At 57.0% G+C, this 20,077-nt stretch carries 12 protein-coding genes; 10 read left to right on the top strand and 2 right to left on the bottom strand.

Annotation, left to right across the window (positions count from 1 at the left end):
- Nucleotides 1-78: 78 nt before the first annotated feature.
- On the top strand, nt 79-1,638 hold the full coding sequence (gene malQ, locus GCWU000341_RS08835; protein ID WP_009215598.1) for a 4-alpha-glucanotransferase: 1,560 nt from the start codon (nt 79-81) through the stop codon (nt 1,636-1,638).
- Nucleotides 1,639-1,977: 339 nt separating this feature from the next.
- Nucleotides 1,978-3,798 carry an aminopeptidase P family protein gene (locus GCWU000341_RS08830; RefSeq protein ID WP_009215595.1) on the top strand — a complete coding sequence of 607 codons (1,821 nt, stop codon included), beginning with the start codon at nt 1,978-1,980 and terminating at the stop codon, nt 3,796-3,798.
- A 228-nt stretch (nt 3,799-4,026) separates the two neighbouring features.
- Here GCWU000341_RS08830 and GCWU000341_RS08825 read toward each other — a convergent pair whose 3' ends face one another.
- A complete protein-coding gene (locus GCWU000341_RS08825; protein WP_036598513.1) occupies nt 4,027-4,794 on the bottom strand; it encodes a TraX family protein in 768 nt (255 codons plus the stop codon).
- Nucleotides 4,795-5,139: 345 nt separating this feature from the next.
- On the opposite strand from GCWU000341_RS08825, the gene GCWU000341_RS08820 reads away from it, so the two are divergent.
- Nucleotides 5,140-6,444 carry an alanyl-tRNA editing protein gene (locus GCWU000341_RS08820; RefSeq protein ID WP_196794832.1) on the top strand — a complete coding sequence of 435 codons (1,305 nt, stop codon included), beginning with the start codon at nt 5,140-5,142 and terminating at the stop codon, nt 6,442-6,444.
- A 371-nt stretch (nt 6,445-6,815) separates the two neighbouring features.
- Here the strand turns inward: GCWU000341_RS08820 and GCWU000341_RS08810 are convergent, their stop codons facing one another.
- Nucleotides 6,816-7,970 carry a glycerate kinase family protein gene (locus GCWU000341_RS08810; protein ID WP_040654078.1) on the bottom strand — a complete coding sequence of 385 codons (1,155 nt, stop codon included), beginning with the start codon at nt 7,968-7,970 and terminating at the stop codon, nt 6,816-6,818.
- A gap of 510 nt (nt 7,971-8,480) precedes the next feature.
- Here GCWU000341_RS08810 and GCWU000341_RS08805 point away from each other — a divergent pair.
- From GCWU000341_RS08805 to GCWU000341_RS08775, 7 genes are all read left to right on the top strand, one after another.
- Nucleotides 8,481-9,209 carry a hypothetical protein gene (locus GCWU000341_RS08805; protein WP_051273824.1) on the top strand — a complete coding sequence of 243 codons (729 nt, stop codon included), beginning with the start codon at nt 8,481-8,483 and terminating at the stop codon, nt 9,207-9,209.
- Nucleotides 9,206-10,132: a LysR family transcriptional regulator gene (locus GCWU000341_RS08800; RefSeq protein WP_009215588.1), complete on the top strand. Its 927-nt coding sequence runs from the start codon at nt 9,206-9,208 to the stop codon at nt 10,130-10,132. The genes GCWU000341_RS08805 and GCWU000341_RS08800 overlap by 4 nt, the downstream gene beginning before the upstream one ends.
- 319 nt (nt 10,133-10,451) lie before the next feature.
- Nucleotides 10,452-10,904 carry a hypothetical protein gene (locus GCWU000341_RS08795; protein ID WP_040653946.1) on the top strand — a complete coding sequence of 151 codons (453 nt, stop codon included), beginning with the start codon at nt 10,452-10,454 and terminating at the stop codon, nt 10,902-10,904.
- Nucleotides 10,888-12,261: an MATE family efflux transporter gene (locus GCWU000341_RS08790; protein WP_009215586.1), complete on the top strand. Its 1,374-nt coding sequence runs from the start codon at nt 10,888-10,890 to the stop codon at nt 12,259-12,261. Before GCWU000341_RS08795 ends, GCWU000341_RS08790 begins: the two co-directional genes overlap by 17 nt.
- Before the next feature lie 246 nt (nt 12,262-12,507).
- Entirely contained in the window at nt 12,508-13,959 is a 1,452-nt protein-coding gene (locus tag GCWU000341_RS08785; protein WP_009215584.1) for a nicotinate phosphoribosyltransferase, read from the top strand.
- Between the two features lie 315 nt (nt 13,960-14,274).
- Nucleotides 14,275-17,568 carry an isoleucine--tRNA ligase gene (gene ileS / locus GCWU000341_RS08780; RefSeq protein ID WP_009215582.1) on the top strand — a complete coding sequence of 1,098 codons (3,294 nt, stop codon included), beginning with the start codon at nt 14,275-14,277 and terminating at the stop codon, nt 17,566-17,568.
- Nucleotides 17,569-17,580: 12 nt separating this feature from the next.
- A complete protein-coding gene (locus tag GCWU000341_RS08775) occupies nt 17,581-20,037 on the top strand; it encodes a glycogen/starch/alpha-glucan phosphorylase (RefSeq protein WP_009215581.1) in 2,457 nt (818 codons plus the stop codon).
- The last annotated feature ends 40 nt before the right edge of the window (nt 20,038-20,077 follow it).

The following is a 20,077-nucleotide window of genomic DNA, read 5'->3' as shown; positions in this document are numbered from 1 at the left end:
GAGACAGCTTTTTTCCGCCTTTCGTTGCTATTCCATCCCGAAAGTGTTAGGATATGACAAAGGAAAAAGGAGAAAGCGATGGCAATGGAAAAAGATTTGCAAGGAGCGGCTTTCCGGGAGGATAGCAGCCGGGCGGAGAGCGCTCAGACGGGCTGGAAAAGGGCTGCGGGAGTTTTGCTCCCGATTTTTTCACTGCCCGGAAGATATGGGATCGGAGGCTTCGGAGAGGAGGCCTTCCGTTTTGCGGATTTTCTTTCGGAGTCCGGGCAGAGCTACTGGCAGATTCTGCCCCTGGGGCCGACCGGCTACGGGGATTCTCCCTATCAGAGCTTTTCCACCTTTGCGGGGAATCCCTATTTCATTGATCTTCCGACTTTGATCCGGGAGGGACTCCTCACGGAGGAGGAGTGTGAAGAGGCCGGGCTGGAGGAAGGAGCGGAGGAGCGAGAGGGAGAGAAAGAGGACGGGAGCGGAGAGCTCTCGGAGCCGGAAAGGCGGATCTCCTATGAGAGGCAGTACCGCTTTCGCTATCCTCTCCTCCGAAAGGCCTATGCCCGCTTCCAGAGAGGGCTCTGCGGGGAGGAGTCGTGGGAAGCGGAGAGGGAGTCCTACCAGGAATTTTTGCAGGAGGAGGAGCTCTGGCTTCCCGACTACGCCGCTTTTATGGCGAAGAAGAGCGGAGACAGCGAGGATTTCCACTGCTTTTTGCAGTATGAGTTTCGGAAGCAGTGGAGGAGGCTGAAGCGCTATGTCAATGAGAGAGGGATCGAGCTGATCGGCGATATTCCGATCTATGTGTCGCAGGATTCCTCGGATCTTCTCTCGAATCCGAAGCTTTTTCAGCTGAGCCCTGAAGGAGAGCCCCTTCGGGTTGCGGGCTGCCCCCCGGATTCCTTTGCGGCGGACGGCCAGCTCTGGGGGAATCCCCTCTACGACTGGGAGTATCACAGAAAGAGCGGCTATCGCTGGTGGATTGAACGGATGCGGCACTGCTTTTCGCTCTATGATATCGTCCGCGTGGATCATTTCCGGGGCTTCGACGAGTATTTCTCCATCCCGAGCGGGGATAAGGACGCGAGGGGCGGACGATGGGAGAAGGGGCCGGGGATCGAGCTTTTCCGGGCGCTTAAGGAGGCGCTCGGGGAGAAGCGGATCATCGCGGAGGACCTCGGCTATGTGACGGATTCTGTGAGGAAGCTTGTGAGGGATACGGGCTTTCCCGGGATGAAGGTCCTGGAGTTCGCCTTTGATTCCCGGGAGGAGGCGGATTATTCCCCGGACGGCTGGCCGGAGAATTCGGTGGGCTACACCGGGACGCACGATAATCAGGTGCTCAGGGCCTGGTTTACGGAGATTTCGGAGGAGGACCGGCAGATGGCGGCGGAGGCTCTCCACACTGCGCTCTCCGAGCTTGAGAGCTCGAATTATGTGGACCGCTTCATCGAGCTTTCGATGCAGACGAAGGCGAATACGGTGATCATCCCGCTTCAGGACTATCTCCGCTTCGGCGCAGAGTCCCGCATCAACAAGCCGTCCACCCTCGGGGGAAACTGGAGCTTTCGCTTCCTGAAATCGGATTTTACGGCGGAGCTCTCCGGGAGAATCCGAAGATTTACCGAGGAGAGCGGGAGAGGCTAGACTGCTCTCCTTTACGCAGGTCTTTTATAAAGGGGGCAGTGCCGACCTGACGCTTTGTCCGCCCAGGAACGGGCACTTCCGCCTTGGCAGCGGAAGGTGCGGCGCGGGGACGGATATTGATTCCGATTCCGATGGTTCCGGCATAGATCTTCATGGGATCTTTCGCCGGGCTAGGGGACGGACAAAGCGGCAGGGCGGTATGGGGATCCCTGTCAGCGCCATGGATGCAGGGAGCGAAGCGGCGCGCAGGGCTATGATTTATGGTACTTGCCGGTATTTTCGGCATAATATTTTCTGCTGGAGCAGAGGGAGAGATTCCCGGAAAGAGAAAGGAGCTATATGAAGGGAGCATTACAGGCGCTTCGGAAGGAGATGGCCAGAGAGAAGACGGATGTCTATCTGATTCCCATGGACGATTTTCATCAGAGCGAGTATGTCTCGGAGTATTTCAAGACGATCCGCCATATCACGGGCTTTACGGGGGACAGCTGCAATGTGGTTGTGACGCAGGATGCGGCGAAGTTTTTCACCGACGGAAGATTCTTCATTCAGGCGGAGAGAGAGCTCTACGACGGCGTGGATCTCATGAAAATGGGGGAGAAGGGCGTGCCGACCCTGACGCAGTATATCGAGACCGTTCTCCCCGAGGGAGGCGTGCTCGGCTTCGACGGAAGATGTGTGAATTCCGGACTCGGAAAGCAGCTTGAGGCTATCGCGGAGAAGAAAAAGGGGAAAATTCAGGCGGATAAGGATCTGGTTGGAAATGTCTGGCCGGAGCGGCCCTCTCTGCCGAAGGAGAAGGTCTGGATTCTGGAGGAAAAGTGGGCCGGTGAGAGTGCAGAGAAGAAGCTCTCCAGGCTTCGGGAGGAGATGACGGAGAAGGGAGCCGACATTCATGTCATCGCAAGCCTCGATGATATCGCATGGCTTCTGAATCTCCGCGGCTGGGATGTGCTCTGCACACCGGTCTTCCTTTCCTTCCTGCTCATCGATCGGGAGAACTGCTATCTCTTTGCCAATGAGGAGAACTTCGACGAGAGCGTAAAGCGCTATCTGGAGAAGCTGCAGGTCCGCCTTGCGCCCTATAATGGGATCTATGATGCGGTGAAGCAGCTTCGGAACAGGACCATCCTTCTTCAGGGCGGAAAGACCAATTATGCGATCCTCCGCTCGATCGATCCCTCGGTCTCTGTCGTCGATGCCCTGCTCCCCAGTACGTATGACAAGGCGATCAAGAATGAGGTGGAGATCCAGAATGAGAGGACGGCCCACATCAAAGACGGCATCGCGCTGACAAAGTATATCTATTTTATGAAGCACGCCTTCCGGGACGGAAAGCTCACGGAGGAGGCAAAGGAGATCCTGCAGGCTCCGGAGCTCACAGAGTGCAGCGGCGCGGCCTATCTCCAGAGGCTTCGGAAGGAGGACCCGCACTATCTGGAGGACAGCTTCCCCGCGATTTCCGCCTATGGAGAGAACGCGGCGCTTCCCCACTACTCCCCCTCGGAGGAGCACGACAAGAAGGTGGAGGCGAGCGGCTTCTATCTCATCGATTCCGGCGGACAGTATTATGAGGGAACGACGGATGTGACGAGGACCATCGCCATGGGACCGCTGAAGAAGGAGGAGATCCGGCACTTCACCATGGTGTGCATGGCGATGCTTCGCCTTGCGGACGCGAAGCTCCTTCAGGGCTCCTCCGGAGTGACCTTTGATTATGCCGGGAGAGAGATCTTCTGGAGGGAGGGGCTGAATTATAATCACGGGACCGGGCACGGCGTCGGCTACTGCCTCTCCTGCCATGAGGGACCGATCGGCATCCGCTACCGCTATTTGCCGAGCCGCCTGGAAAATGTGGAATTCAACCCCGGAAATATCGTCTCCGATGAGCCCGGCTTCTATGTCGAGGGACAGTACGGGATCCGGACGGAGAATTTGATGGTCTGCAAAAAGGCGATCGAGAATGAGTTCGGCATGTTCATGGATTTCGAGCATCTGACAATGGCGCCGATCGACCTGGAGGCTCTGGACAAGAGCATCATGCTGCCGCACGACATCGAGCTCCTGAATGCCTATCACAAGGACGTCTATGAGAAGCTTTCTCCCTACTTTGAGGGAGAGATCCTCGCGTGGCTGAAGGAGGCGACGAGGGCGATCTGATCCTCGTTTCCTATGAGAAAAGATAATTCCCTCTTCCTCTGCCGGAATGGACTGACAGGCGCGGGAGGAGGGAGGAAAAAGCCGCCCCGGCCCGGGGAGAGAAAGCTCTCTCCCCGGGCCGGGGCGGCGGACGTTTTCCGGTACAGCTCTTTATAGCGGGATCAGTGTTTTCCGGTGAAGCCCTCTATCCCGGGGTCCCGGGATCACTGGCTTTTCGGCGCCGCTTTCCTAGATCCATTGCTGGAGCAGAAGGAGGATCCAGAGATGAGCGGGGTAGAAGAGATAGAAAAACCACTTGTCGAAGGCGCTGCTTCTCCCCTTTTCTCCATTATAGAGGAAGAAGAAGGGGATGACGAGCCAGGTCATCCAGTCGGAGTTCACGAAGAACATATCGAGCCCTTGGGAGAAAGCTTCGGTGGGTCCGCCGTATATGACGAAGAAGAGGAGGAAGCAGTAGGCGAGATAAAAGAGTGCCTGCTTTACCCTGCTCTCCCGGAAGAAATATGCGATGAGGACCAGGGGGAGGATCTGAAGTCCGCCCTCCAGATTGAGTGTCGATCCGAAGCCGAGCGGAATTCCCGCAAAGCTCAGACCCATTCCAAGGAGAAATAAGAGCCAGGCCGCGATCCGGAGGAAAAGAGCGCTTTCCTTTCGCTCCTCTGCGAGCGCGAAGAGCCAGATGATGCTGAAGGAGAGGGCGAGGGTCAGGAAGATATTGTCACTGATGCCTCTTTCATGGAAGAGAAAGAAGGAGAGCAGATTTCCCGCCTGCATGAGAAGCGCCGCGATCCAGAGCCTTTTACAGTATTTTTCTCTCGATCTCGTGTGGAAGAATCCGTCCACCAAAAGCCAGGCAAAGAGCGGGGAGACAAAGCGGGTGATCAGGTGGATGATGCTGTTTAGATTAAAGCGAAGATAGGCATTGTCCAAGAGCATGAAAAAGAGCGCGAGATATTTTAACTGCGCCCGGTTCAGGCCTGCTTTTTTACTTTCCATGATTTCGTTTCCTCTTTCTTTCCTTCCTTGGTGCTTCCTGAGATTCATCCCCGCCGCTCCTGTTTTCCGCCGCCCGGGACAAAATCCTGCTTTCGCCCCATTCCTTCAAGCTGTCCCATGTCCAAAGAAGCAGTACATCGATAAGCGGGTACGCCTTATCTTATTCTTATAAGGGGGCATGCATTGTCCATAAGGAGCTATGCATAAGGGGAGTTTACGGGACGGAGAATTTTGGCACGGGGATCATTATAATCAGGAAGAAGGAGAATGGGAACTTACGGTTTTCTGAAGGACGCCTGCCCTTCGGGAAACTGCGCTATACTTTCCGGAGAAGGGAGAGAAGAGATGAAACGAGACGCGCTTTATTATGAAAGGCCGCCCATAGGGGATTTCACGGCGGAGCTTTTGGAGCTTCGGGCATCGACGGAGCAGGAGAAGAGGCTTGTATCTCAAAGGCTCGGGAGAGAGCTCTCTTCCCTTTATACGGCGAAGCTCTTTCCGGAGGGCTTCTATCCGGAGGGGGGAGGGCAGAGTGCTGACCGGGGAAAGGTAGGCGAAGCGGAGCTTCTCTACGCCCTGGAGGAGAAGGGGGAGGTCCTTCATTATCTGGATCGGGAGCTTATGCCGGGTACTTATCCCTGCCGCCTGGACCTTGATTTTCGGAGGAGAAATACGCAGTCCCACAGCGGAGAGCACATCGTCTCCGGCATCGTGCACAGGCGCTTTGGCTATCACAATGTGGGCTTTCACATGGGAAAAGACGGGCTTCTTACGATCGACTTCGACGGGAGGATCACGGAGGAGGAGCTCCGGGAGCTGGAGAAGCTTTCGAACCTCGCGGTCTGGGAGAATCACCCGGTGCGGATCCTCTACCCTGATCGGGAGGAGCTCTCCCGTCTCGACTACCGGAGTAAAAAGGAGCTCAGTGAAACGGTGCGGCTCGTGGAGATTGAGGGCGTGGATCTCTGCGCCTGCTGCGGGACCCAGGTGGAGCAAAGCGGAGAGATCGGCCTGATCCGGCTCTACTCCGTCACATCGAGGAGGGAGGGCTGCCGCATCGAGATGAGAGCCGGGGAATCCGCTCTTTCGGATCTCATCCGAAAGGAGGAGGTCCTGAAGCGCTGCGCGGTCTCCCTCTCCGCAAAGCCTCTGGAGCTTGAGGATGCTCTTAAGAGAAAGCAAAAAGAGATTTTTCGGAAGGAGGGGAGGATCCGGGAGCAAAACGAGAGGTATTTCCGTATGCTCTCCGAGAGCCTTCGGAGAAAGCGGGGGGAGGGAGGCGGCTCCGGCTCTGTCCTCTGCCATTTTGAGAGGGGCTTTTCCGAGGCAGAGCTTCGGGAGCTTTGCAATGTCCTTTTGGAGAGCGCAGAGGAAGAATATGTCCTTCTCCTGGAAGAAAGGGAGGGGGCGCCTTCTGAGAAGGAGGAAGCGCTCTCCGGCTTGAAAGAGACTTCTTCCAAGCCGGAGAGAGAGTATTTCTATATCCTCGGGAGCCGGAAGGGGGACGCCCGCGCGATGCAGAAAATCCTGAGAGAGAGGCTTTCCCTCCGGGGAGGGGGGACGGCGGAGATGGTGCAGGGGAGCCTTCGCGGCGATCCCTCCGAGCTCCTTTCGCTTTTTTCTTCCTTGGAGAACTTCTCTCTCCTTTAGAGAGACAGTGCTTTTCCGGGAAGCGGGCCGAAGAGGGTCGAGTCCTTCGTTCCCTCATCGTCCATTATATGGAATTCTAGCAGGGATTAGTTCCCAGTCGAGGAGGGCCGAGGCCTCTGTCCCCTCATCGTCCTCAAAAAGGTAGCGCTGACGCATCCTGAGAGGAAGGAGAAGACGCCGCGGCTGAGCCGCTCGTAAAGTCAGGAAAGGACTAAAGGGCGCCGAATCCATCCGATACCCGCCGGATTTCAGCCGGGACTGCTTCCCGGAGCGATCCGGATTTCAGCCGGGACTGCTCCCCGGAGCGATCAGGGCTTCGGAGGGAGGCTGCAAAGCGAAAATCGGGGAAATATGCCGGATGCTTTTGAAAATCAGTGTCCTTTGAGCTGCTTTGCCGCATTGAGGAGACGAAAGACCTGCTCCGCGGTATCGGCCAGATTTCGTTTGGCTGTCTTTGCTTCCATGCAGCGGCTGAGGGGCTCTGCCCGCCGGAGGATCGGAAAGAAGGCGTCGATCCCGTGCGCATTGCATTTCACGGCGTCCTCGGAGACCGAGCCGGAAAACGCGATGACGGGCTTTCCGTACTCCTTTGCGATTGCCGCGACGCCGATCGGCGCCTTCCCCATGATGGTTTGTGCATCCAGCCTCCCTTCCCCGGTGATCACGAGGTCTGCGTCTTTTATGAAGTCCGAGAGCCGGGTCTCCTTAAGGACGATGCGGACGCCGGATTCGAGGACCGCATTCGTATAGCTTAGAAATGCGAAGCCGAGTCCCCCCGCGGCGCCGGAGCCCGGTGCATCCGGATCCGCTGTTTCAAAAAAGGCTCTGCTCAGCTTCGCGTAGCGGGAGAGCCAGCGGTCCATCTCGGGGATCACAGCGGGATCCGCTCCCTTTTGTGGGGCAAAGACCGCGCTGCACCCGTTTTCGCCGCAGAGAGGGTTAGTGACATCGCATGCGATGCGGAAGCGGCATTCTCTGAGCTCCGGGAGAGCCTTATCGATTCGGATCTCCGAGAGCTCTCTGAGGCCTTTTGCGCCGAAGGGGAGCGGCCTTCCCGAAGCATCCAGAAACTCATAGCCCAGCGCCTGCAGCATTCCGATCCCGCCGTCGTTTGTCGCGGAGCCCCCGATCCCGACGATAAAGCGGCGGCAGCCTCTCTGCACGGCGTCCAGAATCATTTCTCCGACGCCGAAGCTTGTGGTATGGAGCGGATTTCTCTTCTCCTTTGGCACGAGGGTGATGCCGGCCGCCTGCGAGATCTCGAGGATCGCCGTGTGGGATGCGGGAAGGATCCCGTATACAGCGAGGGTACTCTCTCCGAGCGGGCCTTTCACGGAGAGCTCCCGCAGTTTGCCTCCCATGCCGAGCGTCAGGGCCTCCACGGTTCCCTCTCCGCCGTCTGCAAGAGGCCGAATTGCGACTTTACACGCGGGATCTGCTCTTCGTATCCCCTCCCGAACGGCGGCCCCTGCCTCTAGGGAGGAGAGGGAGCCCTTCAGGGAGTCGATGGCAATGACAACTTTCATGGAAGCTCCTTTCTTTTTGCTGCTTCCTTCCATTTTATGATTGTCCATTTTATGATTGCCGGAGAGAAAAGACAAATGTAAAAATTCTTCCGGAGCGGACAGGCGAGGGGCTGAGCGCCGTTTCGGTAAGGAACTGGGCGCCCTTGCGGTATAGTGGGAGCCTTGCTATAATAGCCTCCAGGTGCCGGGACGGATTCCGCATGGCATTTTCTCTGCCATACTGTCCTAAGCTTACGGGACGCTGTCTTTTATAGAGGGAGGCGCGTCATAGAGTCTTTCATCCATTTTCGCGAAGGGAGCGTCTTGGATGGGAGACTTTTGACACTTGGGATCCGGAGAGCGGCAGGGAAGCGGAGCGGCTTTTGCAGCCTTAGCCGGAGGGCTTCGCGCGGCTTTCCCATTGGGATGCAAATTGCTGTTTGTGCCGGAGAATGCAGCAGCGCTTATATTCAGCGCCGGTATTCTTCCGGGATATTTCAGGATGCGGCCAAGGAGCGCAGGAGGGTACGGATGAAAAAGAGAACAGGCGGAGCGTTGCTTTTCTTTATGCTTCTTTTCTGCCTCTCGTTTTCCCTCACGGGAAGAGCGGAGAAAAGCTGGGTGCAGCAGGATGGGCACTGGTATTGCTATGAGGAAGAGAACGGGGTGAGGACGCCGGTGAGCGGCTGGGTCCTCAGTAATGGGAGATGGTATTACTGCGGGCAGGGAGAGATGCTAAGCGGCTGGATCATCTGGAAGGGAAACTGGTATTATCTGAATCAGGACGGAGGGATGGCGGAGAAGCAGTGGGTCGGAAATTTCTATGTCGATGAGAGCGGGGCAGCTCTTAAGGATACCACGGTGGACAATGAGCGCCTCTCCCACTACGGCTCAAAGATGAAGAACGGAAAGCCCATCGAGGAGATCAACGAGAAGACCGCCCGCTATATCGATATCTTGGCGGAGCATCCGGATGCGAAGATCGAATTCGGCGCCCCCGGACAGGTCGTTATGGAGACGAACCGGAGCTTCCCCTTTATTCTCTTTAAGGCGATGCGGCTCTATGACAGAGAGACAGGGACGCTTCTCTACGAGGGGGACGGCTGCTTCTATCGGAATGCGGTGCTTGAGAGAGTGACGGAAAAGGGAGTGGAGAAGAGGAATCCTCTCAGCTTTTTGGAGAATCCGTATCTGCAGGCGGAGCGAGTCTCCATGGATCCGGCCGGACTCATCAGCTATGTCAGGGGAGTGAAATCATGACCCTTCAGCAGCTCCGTCAGGTGCTCGCGGTCTCGGACTGCGGATCCATGAATGAGGCCGCGAAGCGCCTCTATATCACACAGCCCAGTCTGAGCGCGGCCATAAAAACGCTGGAGAAGGAGATCGGCATTGAGATCTTTATCCGCACAAACCGGGGCATCGTGACGACGCCGGAGGGGGAGGAGTTTCTGGGATATGCGAGACAGGTCTCCGAGCAGTACCAGCTCGTGGAGGATAAGTATCTGCACGGGGGTACGAGAAAGAAGAAATTTTCGGTCTCCATGCAGCACTATACCTTTGCGGTAGAGGCCTTCATACGGCTCGTAAAGCGCTATGAGGAGGGGAGCGAATACGAGTTCGCGGTCCATGAGACGAAGACGATCGAGGTCATTGAGAATGTGAAGAAGCAGATCAGTGAGCTCGGCATCCTCTATCGGAATGAATTTAATCAAAAGGTCATCGGGAAGATTCTCCGGGAGGCCTCCCTCGAGTTCATTCCGCTTTTTGACTGCGATATCTATGTCTTTATGGCGAAGTCGAATCCCCTCGCGGAGAAGAAGAGGATACGGATGGAGGAGCTCGCGCCCTATCCCTGCTGTTCCTTTGATCAGGGGGAGAGGAACTCCTTTTACTTCTCGGAGGAGGTGCTCAGCACCTATGATTATAAGAAATACATCAAGGTCAATGACCGGGCGACAATCCTGAACCTCATGGTCGGTCTGAACGGCTACACGCTTTGCTCCGGCATCATCTGCCAGGAGCTGAACGGGCCCGGCTATACGGCGATCCGTCTGGACACTTCGGAGAAGATGCAGATCGGCTATATCAAAAAGAAAAGGATGCCGCTGAGTGAGCTCGGGCAGTGCTATGTGGAGGAGCTCAGCCGGTATTTGACGGCCCCCGCAGCGAAGCATTCCGGATAAGCGTATCATTTCGGATAATAGCGTATCATTTCGGATAATAGCGTATCAATCCGGATAAGAGCATATCATTTCGGATAAGAGCATATCATTCCGGATAATAGCGCATCATTCCGGATAACGGCACATCATTTCGGATAATAGCGCATCATTCCGGATAACGGCACATCATTCGGATAAAAGGAAGCGGCGCACGGGGACGGAGCGGCGGCCCTGTATCTGCGTTCCATTCCGCTCCCCGATCGGAATGGAACGGCATGGGGGATGGACAGCCTCTTTTTCCGGAAGGGGCGCTTCGTTTCCCATCCGGGGAGGAGAGATTATGAGACAGGAATATCTTATTTTTGCGGCGCTGATTATACTTCTTCTCGCCGCCTTTTTCCTGTTCCGGCGCTTTCGAAAGCGGATCCGGAGCGGGCGCTATGCCCCGCCGAAGGGAAGGACGCTCCGCGTCAGCCTGGAATCCGGGGACTACGGGAGGATGGCGGAGATCCTGCTCCTGGGACTTGGAGGTGAGAGCAATGTCAGCTCCGCGGAAGCGGGGGGGAGGCGTCTTAGGATAGGGATCCGGGACTATGACCGGGTCGATCAGGAAAAGCTTGAGAGCTCCGGCGTCATCGGAGTCCTCCGCCCCTCGAAAAACTCGGTGCAGATCATTGCAGGGGATGCCGCGGAGGAGCTCCTGGCCTCGCTTCTCTCTCTCCTCGAGAGGGAGAGAAAGAAGCGAAGGGAAGAGGGAGAGGAGAAGGGAGGCGGGAATGTCGAAAAGCTATGAGATGGACATGAGCAGGGGAGCGATTTTTCCAAAGCTCCTGGCCTTCAGCCTGCCCCTCATGCTTTCCGGGATACTGCAGCTTCTCTTCAACGCGGCGGATGTCATCGTGGTTGGAAGATTTGTGGGCTCCGATCAGATGGCGGCGGTGGGCTCCACGTCCTCTCTCATCAATCTCATAGTGAATTTCTTCGGGGGGCTTTCCGTCGGAGTCAGTGTGCTCGCGGCGCAGAACTATGCCGCGGGGCAGGGGAAGGAGCTTTCGAAGACGATCTCCACTGCCTTTATGACAGCGCTCCTCTCGGGGCTTTTATTGATCCTCATCGGGACGGCTCTCGCAAGGCCCTTGCTGGAGCTCATGGGCTCCCCCTCGAATGTCATCGAGTATTCGACGATCTATCTTAGGATCTATTTCCTCGGGATGCCGGCCCTTATGGTCTATGATTTTACAGCGGGGATCCTGCGGGCTGCGGGGGACACGAAGCGTCCCCTCTATTATCAGCTCGCCGCGGGCGCGGTCAATGTCGCCCTGAATCTCCTTTTCGTTCTGGTGCTCCGGATCGGGGTCGCCGGGGTCGCGATCTCGACCACCATCTCACAGATCATCTCGGCGTTCTGCCTCTTTCTCGTCCTGGTGCGGGACAAGGGAAAGCTGCATCTCGACCTGAAGAGGCTCCGCATCTATCCGGACAAGCTCCGCTCCATCATCCGGGTGGGACTTCCGGCGGGACTGCAGGGCACGGTCTTCAGCCTGTCCAATGTCGTGATCCAGAGCGCGATCAATTCCTTCGGCTCGGTCGCAATGGCGGGCGCGACCGCGAGTCAGAATATCGAGGGCTTTGTCTACATCGCCATGAACTCGATCTATCAGACAAATCTCTCCTTCACCAGTCAGAATATCGGCGCGGGAAAGTACAGCCGGATCAACCGGATTCTTCTGGACTGCCTTGGCGCAGTGACGCTGATCGGCCTGGTCCTTGGGGGATTGGTCAATCTTTTCGCTCCGCAGCTTCTGACCTTCTACACGACGGACCCCGAGGTGGCGCGCTTTGCCAGGGAGCGGCTTTTCCTCATCACGGTGCCCTATTTCCTCTGCGGCATAATGGACACGATTGTAGGATCTCTCCGGGGGATAGGCTACAGTCTGGAGCCGATGCTTGTGAGTCTGATCGGGGCATGCGGCAGCAGGATCCTTTTTATCATGACACTTTTTCAGCTTCCTTATTTTCACAGTTTGCACTGGCTCTATATCGGCTATCCCGTGAGCTGGGCTCTGACCTTTGCCTGCCATCTCGCAACCTTTATCCTTGTGAGAAGGAGGCTCCCGAAGACGGACACGCCGGAGGCGGCGCTGTCATAAGATAATATGCTCCCGCGATCGAAGGATCCTTTCGCGAAAGGCAGATATCGGCGCTGTTATATGGCCGGAGTGAGAGCCCGGCACAAAGCGGTGAGAAAGCGGCGGAAAAGGGGACAGCGGGGCCTTATGCCGGTCGATGAGGATCGTCCGGCATAAAGCGGCGGGAGAGCGGCGGAAAGGGGCGGCGGGAGGAAGAGGGAACGGCGGGAAAACAGGGAATGCTTACAGGAAAGAGAAAGGAATTCTATGGCACGAGATCTCACCTTACTGACGGATTTCTATGAGCTTACCATGATGCAGGGCTATTACCTTTGTCATAAGACGGAGGAAGAGGTTATCTTCGATATGTTCTATCGAAAGAACCCCATGGGGAACGGCTTTGCGATTTGCTGCGGCCTTGCCCAGCTCATAGAATACATCCGGAATCTGCATTTTAATGAGGATGATATCGATTATCTCCGCTCTCTTGGGGTCTTCGATGAGGGCTTCATCGACTACCTCCGGGGTTTTCACTTCACGGGCTCCATCTATGCGGTTCCGGAGGGGACCGTGGTCTTTCCCAGGGAACCGCTGGTCAAGGTCATCGCACCGGTGATCCAGGCACAGCTTGTGGAGACCGCGATCTTGAATATCATCAATCACCAGTCTCTGATCGCGACGAAGGCCTGCCGCGTCGTCTATGCGGCGAAGGGGGACAGCGTCATGGAGTTTGGCCTTCGGAGGGCCCAGGGGCCGGACGCCGGTCTCTACGGTGCGAGGGCCGCGATGATCGGGGGATGCAGCGGAAGCTCGAATGTCATGGCGGGAAGGGATTTCTCCGTCCCGGTTCTGGGGACCCACGCCCACTCCTGGGTCATGTCCTTTGATTCGGAGCTCGAGGCCTTTCTGGCCTATGCCCGCATCTATCCGGACAACTGCATCCTCCTCGTGGACACCTACGATACCTTAAAGAGCGGAATCCCGAACGCGATCCGGACCTTCGACAGGATGAGGGAGGAGGGGATTTCCCTCGGCCGCTACGGGATCCGCATGGATTCCGGAGATCTCGCCTATCTTTCCAAGAGGGCAAAGAGGATGCTGGATGAGGCGGGCTATACCAATGCCGTCATCTCCGCCTCGAATGATCTCAATGAAGATCTGATCAGCTCTTTGAAGATGCAGGGTGCGACTATCAATTCCTGGGGGGTCGGCACCAATCTCATCACCTCGGAGACACAGCCGAGCTTCGGAGGAGTCTATAAGCTCGCGGCGGTTCGCGGAGAGGATGGGAAATGGATTCCGAAGATCAAGCTCTCCGAGAACACGGAGAAGATCACGAACCCCGGGGACAAGCAGATCCACAGAATCTACGATAAGAAGAGCGGGAAGATCCTCTGCGATTATCTTACGCTCGCGGAGGAGCACCCGGATCCGGAGAGGGATCTCATGGTCTTTGATCCGCAGGATACCTGGAAGAAGACCTGCTTTCGAGGGGGGAGCTATCGGCTGAGGGAGCTTCTGATCCCGATTTTCCAGGAGGGAAAGCTCGTCTATGAGAGTCCCTCCGTCATGGAGATCCGGGAGATCTGCCGGAAAGAGCAGGAGACACTCTGGGATGAGAGCAGGAGGCTTCGGAATCCGCACGAGGTCTATGTCGATCTCTCCGACAAACTCTGGGAGTGCAGGAGGAGGCTTCTGACGGAGTACGGACAGGGCTGAATAGAGTACGGACAGGCTGATCGGAGGGCGGACCGGGGAGGCGAAGCGCGTTCGCGGGGAAGGAAGGTAGCCGCGGGGAATCCCCTGCGAAGGAAGATAGCAAAGCGCAGGCTTTCGGAGAGAAGCCTCTTTGCGAAGGGACAGCGCAGAGCGCAGGACTTTCCGTGAGAGGACTCGGGGGCCTCTTTGAGCGGATTCCGGAGGCGCCGCGTCTTTTGCCCGGCTTGATTTATGGGGGATCCGTCGATATAATGGTCCGGACGTCAAAGGCGATCCCGGCGCCGGGGGGAGAGGACAGAGAGGAAGAGCGGCAATATGTTTAAAAAAGTTGATACCAACATGAACTTTGTGGAGAGGGAGAAAGAGGTCGAGGAGTTCTGGAAGGCCGAGGGGATTTTCGAAAAGTCCATCGCGGAACACGAGGGGGATCCCTCCTATGTCTTCTATGACGGACCGCCCACGGCGAACGGAAAGCCCCACATCGGACATGTGGAGACCCGTGCCTTTAAGGATATGATTCCGCGCTACCATGCGATGAAGGGAAGGATGGTTCCGAGAAAGGCCGGCTGGGATACCCACGGCCTCCCGGTGGAGCTGGAGGTCGAGAAGAAGATCGGCATCAACGGGAAGGAGCAGATCGAGAGCTACGGCGTGGCCCCCTTCATCGACCTTTGCAAGGAGAACGTCTGGAAGTACAAGGGCATGTGGGAGGACTTTTCCTATAAGGTCGGCTTCTGGGCGGATATGGACCACCCCTATGTGACCTACCACGATGACTTCATTGAATCCGAGTGGTGGGCCTTAAAGGAGATCTGGAAGAAGAAGCTCCTCTATAAGGGCTTTAAGGTCGTTCCCTACTGCCCCCGCTGCGGGACGCCGCTCTCCTCCCATGAGGTCGCCCAGGGCTATCGGGAGCTGACAGAGCGCTCCGCCATTGTCCGCTTCAAGGCAAAGGAGGGGGACTTTTACTTCCTCGCTTGGACGACGACTCCCTGGACGCTTCCCTCCAATGCCGCGCTCTGCGTCCATCCGGAGCTCGAGTACAGTAAGGTAAAGGCGGCGGACGGCTATTACTATGTGCTTGCGAGTGAGCTCCTCGATCAGGTCCTCGGGCCTCTCGCAAGTGACGGAAATCCCGCCTATGAGATCGTGGAAAGCTTCCGAGGGGAGGAGCTCGTCGGCACAGACTATGAGCCGCTCTATTCCTGCGCCGCCGACGCAGCGGAGAAGCAGAGGAAGAAGGCGCACTTTATCGTCGCGGACCGCTATGTCAGCGCGGAGGACGGAACCGGCATCGTCCATATCGCCCCCGCTTTCGGTGAGGATGATGCGAGAATCGGGCGGGAGAATGATCTTCCGCTCATCAAGTTTTTGGATGAGAAGGGAAGAATGACGGAGGAGACCCCGTTTTCCGGCATGCGGGCCAAGCCGACGGAGGAGGAGATCAAAAACGGGGCCGTCAGCGCGGACCCCGCTGTCCTGAAGGATCTCTCTGAGAGGGAGCTTCTCTTTTCCGCGCCGAAGTTCACGCACAGCTATCCACACTGCTGGAGATGCGGGACGCCGCTCATCTATTACGCGAGGGAATCCTGGTTCATCCGCATGACGGCGGTGAAGGAAAAGCTGGTCCAAAACAACAGCACTGTGCACTGGTATCCGGAGTCCATCGGGAAGGGGAGATTCGGGGACTGGATCGAAAATGTCCAGGACTGGGGAATCTCCCGGGACCGCTACTGGGGCACACCCTTAAATATCTGGCAGTGCGAATCCTGCGGCCATCAGGACGCGGTCGGATCGATCCGGGAGCTCATGGAAAAGAGCACGAATTATCGGGAGCTTCTCTCGGAGCTCAAGGCGAAGGGGGAGAAGGGCTATTCCTCGGACTATGTGGGCTATGAGCACATCGAGCTCCATAAGCCCTATGTGGATCAGATCGAGTGCAGCTGCCCGCACTGCGGCGGGAGGATGAAAAGGGTGCCGGAGGTCATTGACTGCTGGTTTGATTCCGGCGCGATGCCCTATGCGCAGCACCACTACCCCTTTGAGAACAAGGAGCTCTTCTCCTCTCAGTTTCCGGCGCAGTTCATCTGTGAGGCGGTGGATCAGACGAGGGGATGGTTCTACTCCCTCCTTGCGGAGTCCACGATCCTCTTCGACCGGGCGCCCTATGAAAATGTCCTGGTTCTCGGCCATGTTCAGGATGAGAACGGGCAGAAGATGTCGAAGTCGAAGGGAAATGCGGTGGACCCGATGGAGGCTCTCCGCTGCCATGGGGCGGACGCGATCCGCTGGTTCTTCTACACGAACTCCGCGCCCTGGCTTCCGAACCGCTTCCACGATAAGGCTGTCGTCGAGGGACAGAGGAAGTTCCTCTCCACCCTCTGGAACAGCTATGCCTTTTTCGTGCTCTATGCCAATATCGACCACTTCGACCCAAAGAGCTTTTCTCTGGACTATGAGGGACTCGGGGTGATGGACCGCTGGCTTCTGAGCAGGCTGAATTCCACGGTCCTCGCGGTGGATCAGAGGCTCTCCGAGTTCCGGATTCCGGAGGCCGCCTCCGCCCTTCAGAGCTTCGTCGAGGATATGTCGAACTGGTATGTCCGTAGATCAAGGGAGCGCTTCTGGGCGAAGGGCCTGGAGCAGGACAAGATCAATGCCTATGAGACCCTCTATACGGCGCTCGTGACGGTATCCAAGCTCGCCGCGCCGATGGTCCCCTTCATCACGGAGTCGATCTATCGAAATCTCGTCTCTTCCATCGATGAGAGCGCGCCGTCCTCTGTCCACCTCTCCTCCTATCCGAGCGCGAGGGAGGACTGGATTGACGCTGGTCTGGAGGAGAACATGAACGAGGTCCTCTCGATCGTGGGACTCGGGAGAGCCGCGAGAGAGAAGGCCGGTGTGAAGAACCGCCAGCCGCTCAGTGCGATGTATGTGAAGGCGGGGCGGGAGCTCTCCGGCTATTTTTCGGATATCGTCCGGGAGGAGCTCAATGTGAAGAGCCTTTCCTTCCGGGGGGATCTCTCGGACTTTGCCTCCTACAGCTTTAAGCCGCAGCTTAAGACCGTGGGGCCGAAGTACGGGAAGGAGCTTGGCGGGATCAGAAGCTGCCTCGCCTCTTTGGACAGCCGGGATGCGATGGAGCAGCTGGAGAGAAAGGGGGCGCTCAGCCTCTCTCTTCCAAACGGAAAGGAGCTGAGCCTGGAAAGAGAGGATCTCCTCATCGAGGTCTCGGAGCGGGACGGCTTCGTGACGGAGGAGGGGAGCGGATATACGGTCGTTCTCGATACGAATCTCACGCCGGAGCTTCTGGAGGAGGGCTTTGTACGGGAGCTCATCTCAAAGATCCAGACCATGCGGAAGGAGGCGGGCTTCGAGGTCATGGACCATATCGAGCTCTTTGCGGGGGGGAATGAGAAGCTCTCTGCGGTTCTTAGAAGGAGAGAGGCGGAGATCCGTCCCGTCGTACTCGCAGACCGCCTTGAGCTTCTGAGAGAAGACAGCGCCGATCGAGGAGAACTGCCCCCTTCCGACGGCAGATATGAGAGGGAATGGGATATCAACGGCGAGAGGCTTCGCCTCGCGGTAAAAAAGGTCCAGGGATAGAGAGGAGGAGAGATGACAAAGTTTGATAAGGCAGCATTTAAAAAGGAGATTCAGGGGAATGCCCGAAAGCTCTTTCGGAGAGAGCTCAAGGATCTGAGTGAGAAGGAGGCCTGCCATGCCGTAGCGGCTGCGGTGCAGAATCTCATCATTGATGACTGGATCTGCACGCAGAAGGCGGCGGAGAAGGAGGATCAGAAGAGGCTCTATTATCTTTCCATGGAATTTCTGATGGGGAGAGCGCTCGGAAACAATATCCTGAATCTCTCTGCCCACGACGGAATCCGGGATGCCATCTCGGAGCTTGGGCTGAAGCTGAACGCGCTGGAGGACAGTGAGCCGGACTGGGCGCTTGGAAACGGAGGACTGGGGCGCCTTGCGGCCTGCTTCCTGGATTCCCTGGCGAGTCTCGGATACTGGGCCTGCGGCTGCGGCATCCGCTATAAGTACGGTTTTTTCAAGCAGCAGATCGTGGACGGCTTCCAGAGGGAGGCCCCGGATGACTGGCTTAGGGACGGAAATCCCTTCGAGATCCGCCGCTCGGAGCTCCAGAAGGAGGTCCGCTTCGGCGGCTGGGTGGAGACCGTTCAGGAGGACGGCAGGCTTCACTTTATCCAAAGGGGCTACCAGTCCGTTCTGGCCATCCCCTACGATACTCCGGTCGTCGGCTACAACAATCATATCGTAGACACGCTCCGGGTCTGGGATGCCCAGGCGAAGGATATCTTCCACCTGGAGGAGTTCGACAAGGGGAACTATCAAAAGGCGGTGGAGTCCGAGAACATGGCGAGGAACATCGCGGAGGTCCTCTACCCGAATGACAACCATTACGCGGGGAAGGAGCTTCGGCTCCGCCAGCAGTATTTCTTCATCAGTGCCTCCGTCCAGACCGCGGTGGCGGACTACGCAAAGAGGCACGAGGGCGATGTGCACCGTCTCTACGAGAAGGTCGCCTTCCAGATGAATGATACGCATCCCACGGTCGCGGTGGCGGAGCTCATGAGGATCTTAATGGATGATTACGGGCTGAACTGGGACGAGGCCTGGGAGATCACCGTGAAGAGCTGCGCCTATACGAACCATACGATCATGGCGGAGGCCCTGGAAAAGTGGCCGATCGAGCTCTTCTCAAAGCTTCTTCCGAGGATTTATCAGATCGTCGAGGAGATCAACCGCCGCTTCTGTGAGCTGGTGAAGCTGAAGTATCCGGAGGAAGCGGACGAAAAGACCGCGAAGATGGCGGTGGTCTACGACGGGCAGGTGAGGATGGCGCATCTCGCCATCGTCGGAAGCCATGCGGTGAACGGCGTCGCGAAGCTCCACACGGAAATCCTCGAGAAGCAGGAGCTCAAGGACTTCTACGAGATGTATCCGGAGCGTTTTTCGAATAAGACAAACGGGATCACGCAGAGGAGGTGGCTTCTGCACGCCAATCCCGAGCTTGCGGACTGGGTCACGGACAAGATCGGGGACGGCTGGCTCACGGATCTTCCGAAGCTGAAGAAGCTTTCCGTCTATGTGGATGATGAGAGGGCGCAGGCGGAGTTCATGGCGATCAAGCGCCGGAATAAGGAGCGTCTCGCGGCCTATGTCCTGGAGCATAACGGCATCGAGCTGAATGTTGACTCCATCTTCGATGTCATGGTGAAGCGTCTCCATGAGTACAAGCGGCAGCTCATGAATATCCTCCACATCATGTATGTCTATAATCAGCTGAAGGATCATCCGGATATGGAGTTCTATCCGCACAGCTATATCTTCGGCGCGAAGGCGGCGGCGGGCTACCGCACCGCAAAGCTCACGATCAAGCTGATCAACAATGTCGCGGAGGTCATCAACAACGACCACTCCATCAACGGGAAGATCAAGATCGTCTTCATCGAGGACTACAGAGTCTCGAACGCGGAGATCATCATCCCAGCGGCGGATATCTCGGAGCAGATTTCCACCGCCTCGAAGGAGGCCTCCGGCACCTCCAATATGAAGCTCATGCTGAACGGGGCGCTGACGCTCGGGACGATGGACGGGGCAAATGTGGAGATCGTGAAGGAGGTCGGAGAGGAGAATGCCTTCATCTTCGGGATGAGCTCCGATGAGGTCATCGCGCTCGAGCACTCCGGAGACTACCGCCCCATGGATATCTTCAATAACGATCAGGAGATCCGCAGGGTTCTGATGCAGCTTGTGAACGGCTTCTACAGCCCGGAGGACCCGGAGCTCTTCCGGCCGCTCTATGACTCGCTTCTGAATACCAACGAATCCGACCGCCCGGACCGCTACTTCATCTTAAAGGACTTCTACGCCTATGCAAAGGCGCAGGAGGAGGCTGTGAAGCATTATCAGGATGAGAAATGGTGGGCGAGGGCGGCGATGCTGAACACGGCGAACGCCGGAAAGTTCTCCTCCGACCGCACGATCGAGGAATATGTCAAAGACATCTGGCATCTTAACAGGATCCGCCTGAAAAAGTAAGGAAAGCGGGATTTTCGGAGAAGGAAGGAGAGGGGAGTTT

The sequence above is a fragment of the Oribacterium sp. oral taxon 078 str. F0262 genome (genome assembly GCF_000160135.1).
In the GTDB taxonomy this organism is placed as follows: Bacteria; Bacillota; Clostridia; order Lachnospirales; family Lachnospiraceae; genus Oribacterium.
Note: the sequence above shows the minus strand (reverse complement) of the source record. Positions and strands in the feature narration are given on the sequence as shown.

Coding starts and splice junctions, on each gene's coding strand:
- GCWU000341_RS08830 (WP_009215595.1), top strand. CDS start 1,978: ATGAAGGGAGCATTACAGGCGCTTCGGAAGGAGATGGCCAGAGAGAAG.
- GCWU000341_RS08795 (WP_040653946.1), top strand. CDS start 10,452: ATGAGACAGGAATATCTTATTTTTGCGGCGCTGATTATACTTCTTCTC.
- GCWU000341_RS08820 (WP_196794832.1), top strand. CDS start 5,140: ATGAAACGAGACGCGCTTTATTATGAAAGGCCGCCCATAGGGGATTTC.
- GCWU000341_RS08790 (WP_009215586.1), top strand. CDS start 10,888: ATGTCGAAAAGCTATGAGATGGACATGAGCAGGGGAGCGATTTTTCCA.
- GCWU000341_RS08800 (WP_009215588.1), top strand. CDS start 9,206: ATGACCCTTCAGCAGCTCCGTCAGGTGCTCGCGGTCTCGGACTGCGGA.
- GCWU000341_RS08785 (WP_009215584.1), top strand. CDS start 12,508: ATGGCACGAGATCTCACCTTACTGACGGATTTCTATGAGCTTACCATG.
- GCWU000341_RS08805 (WP_051273824.1), top strand. CDS start 8,481: ATGAAAAAGAGAACAGGCGGAGCGTTGCTTTTCTTTATGCTTCTTTTC.
- GCWU000341_RS08825 (WP_036598513.1), bottom strand. CDS start 4,794: ATGGAAAGTAAAAAAGCAGGCCTGAACCGGGCGCAGTTAAAATATCTC.
- GCWU000341_RS08810 (WP_040654078.1), bottom strand. CDS start 7,970: ATGAAAGTTGTCATTGCCATCGACTCCCTGAAGGGCTCCCTCTCCTCC.
- GCWU000341_RS08775 (WP_009215581.1), top strand. CDS start 17,581: ATGACAAAGTTTGATAAGGCAGCATTTAAAAAGGAGATTCAGGGGAAT.
- ileS (WP_009215582.1), top strand. CDS start 14,275: ATGTTTAAAAAAGTTGATACCAACATGAACTTTGTGGAGAGGGAGAAA.
- malQ (WP_009215598.1), top strand. CDS start 79: ATGGCAATGGAAAAAGATTTGCAAGGAGCGGCTTTCCGGGAGGATAGC.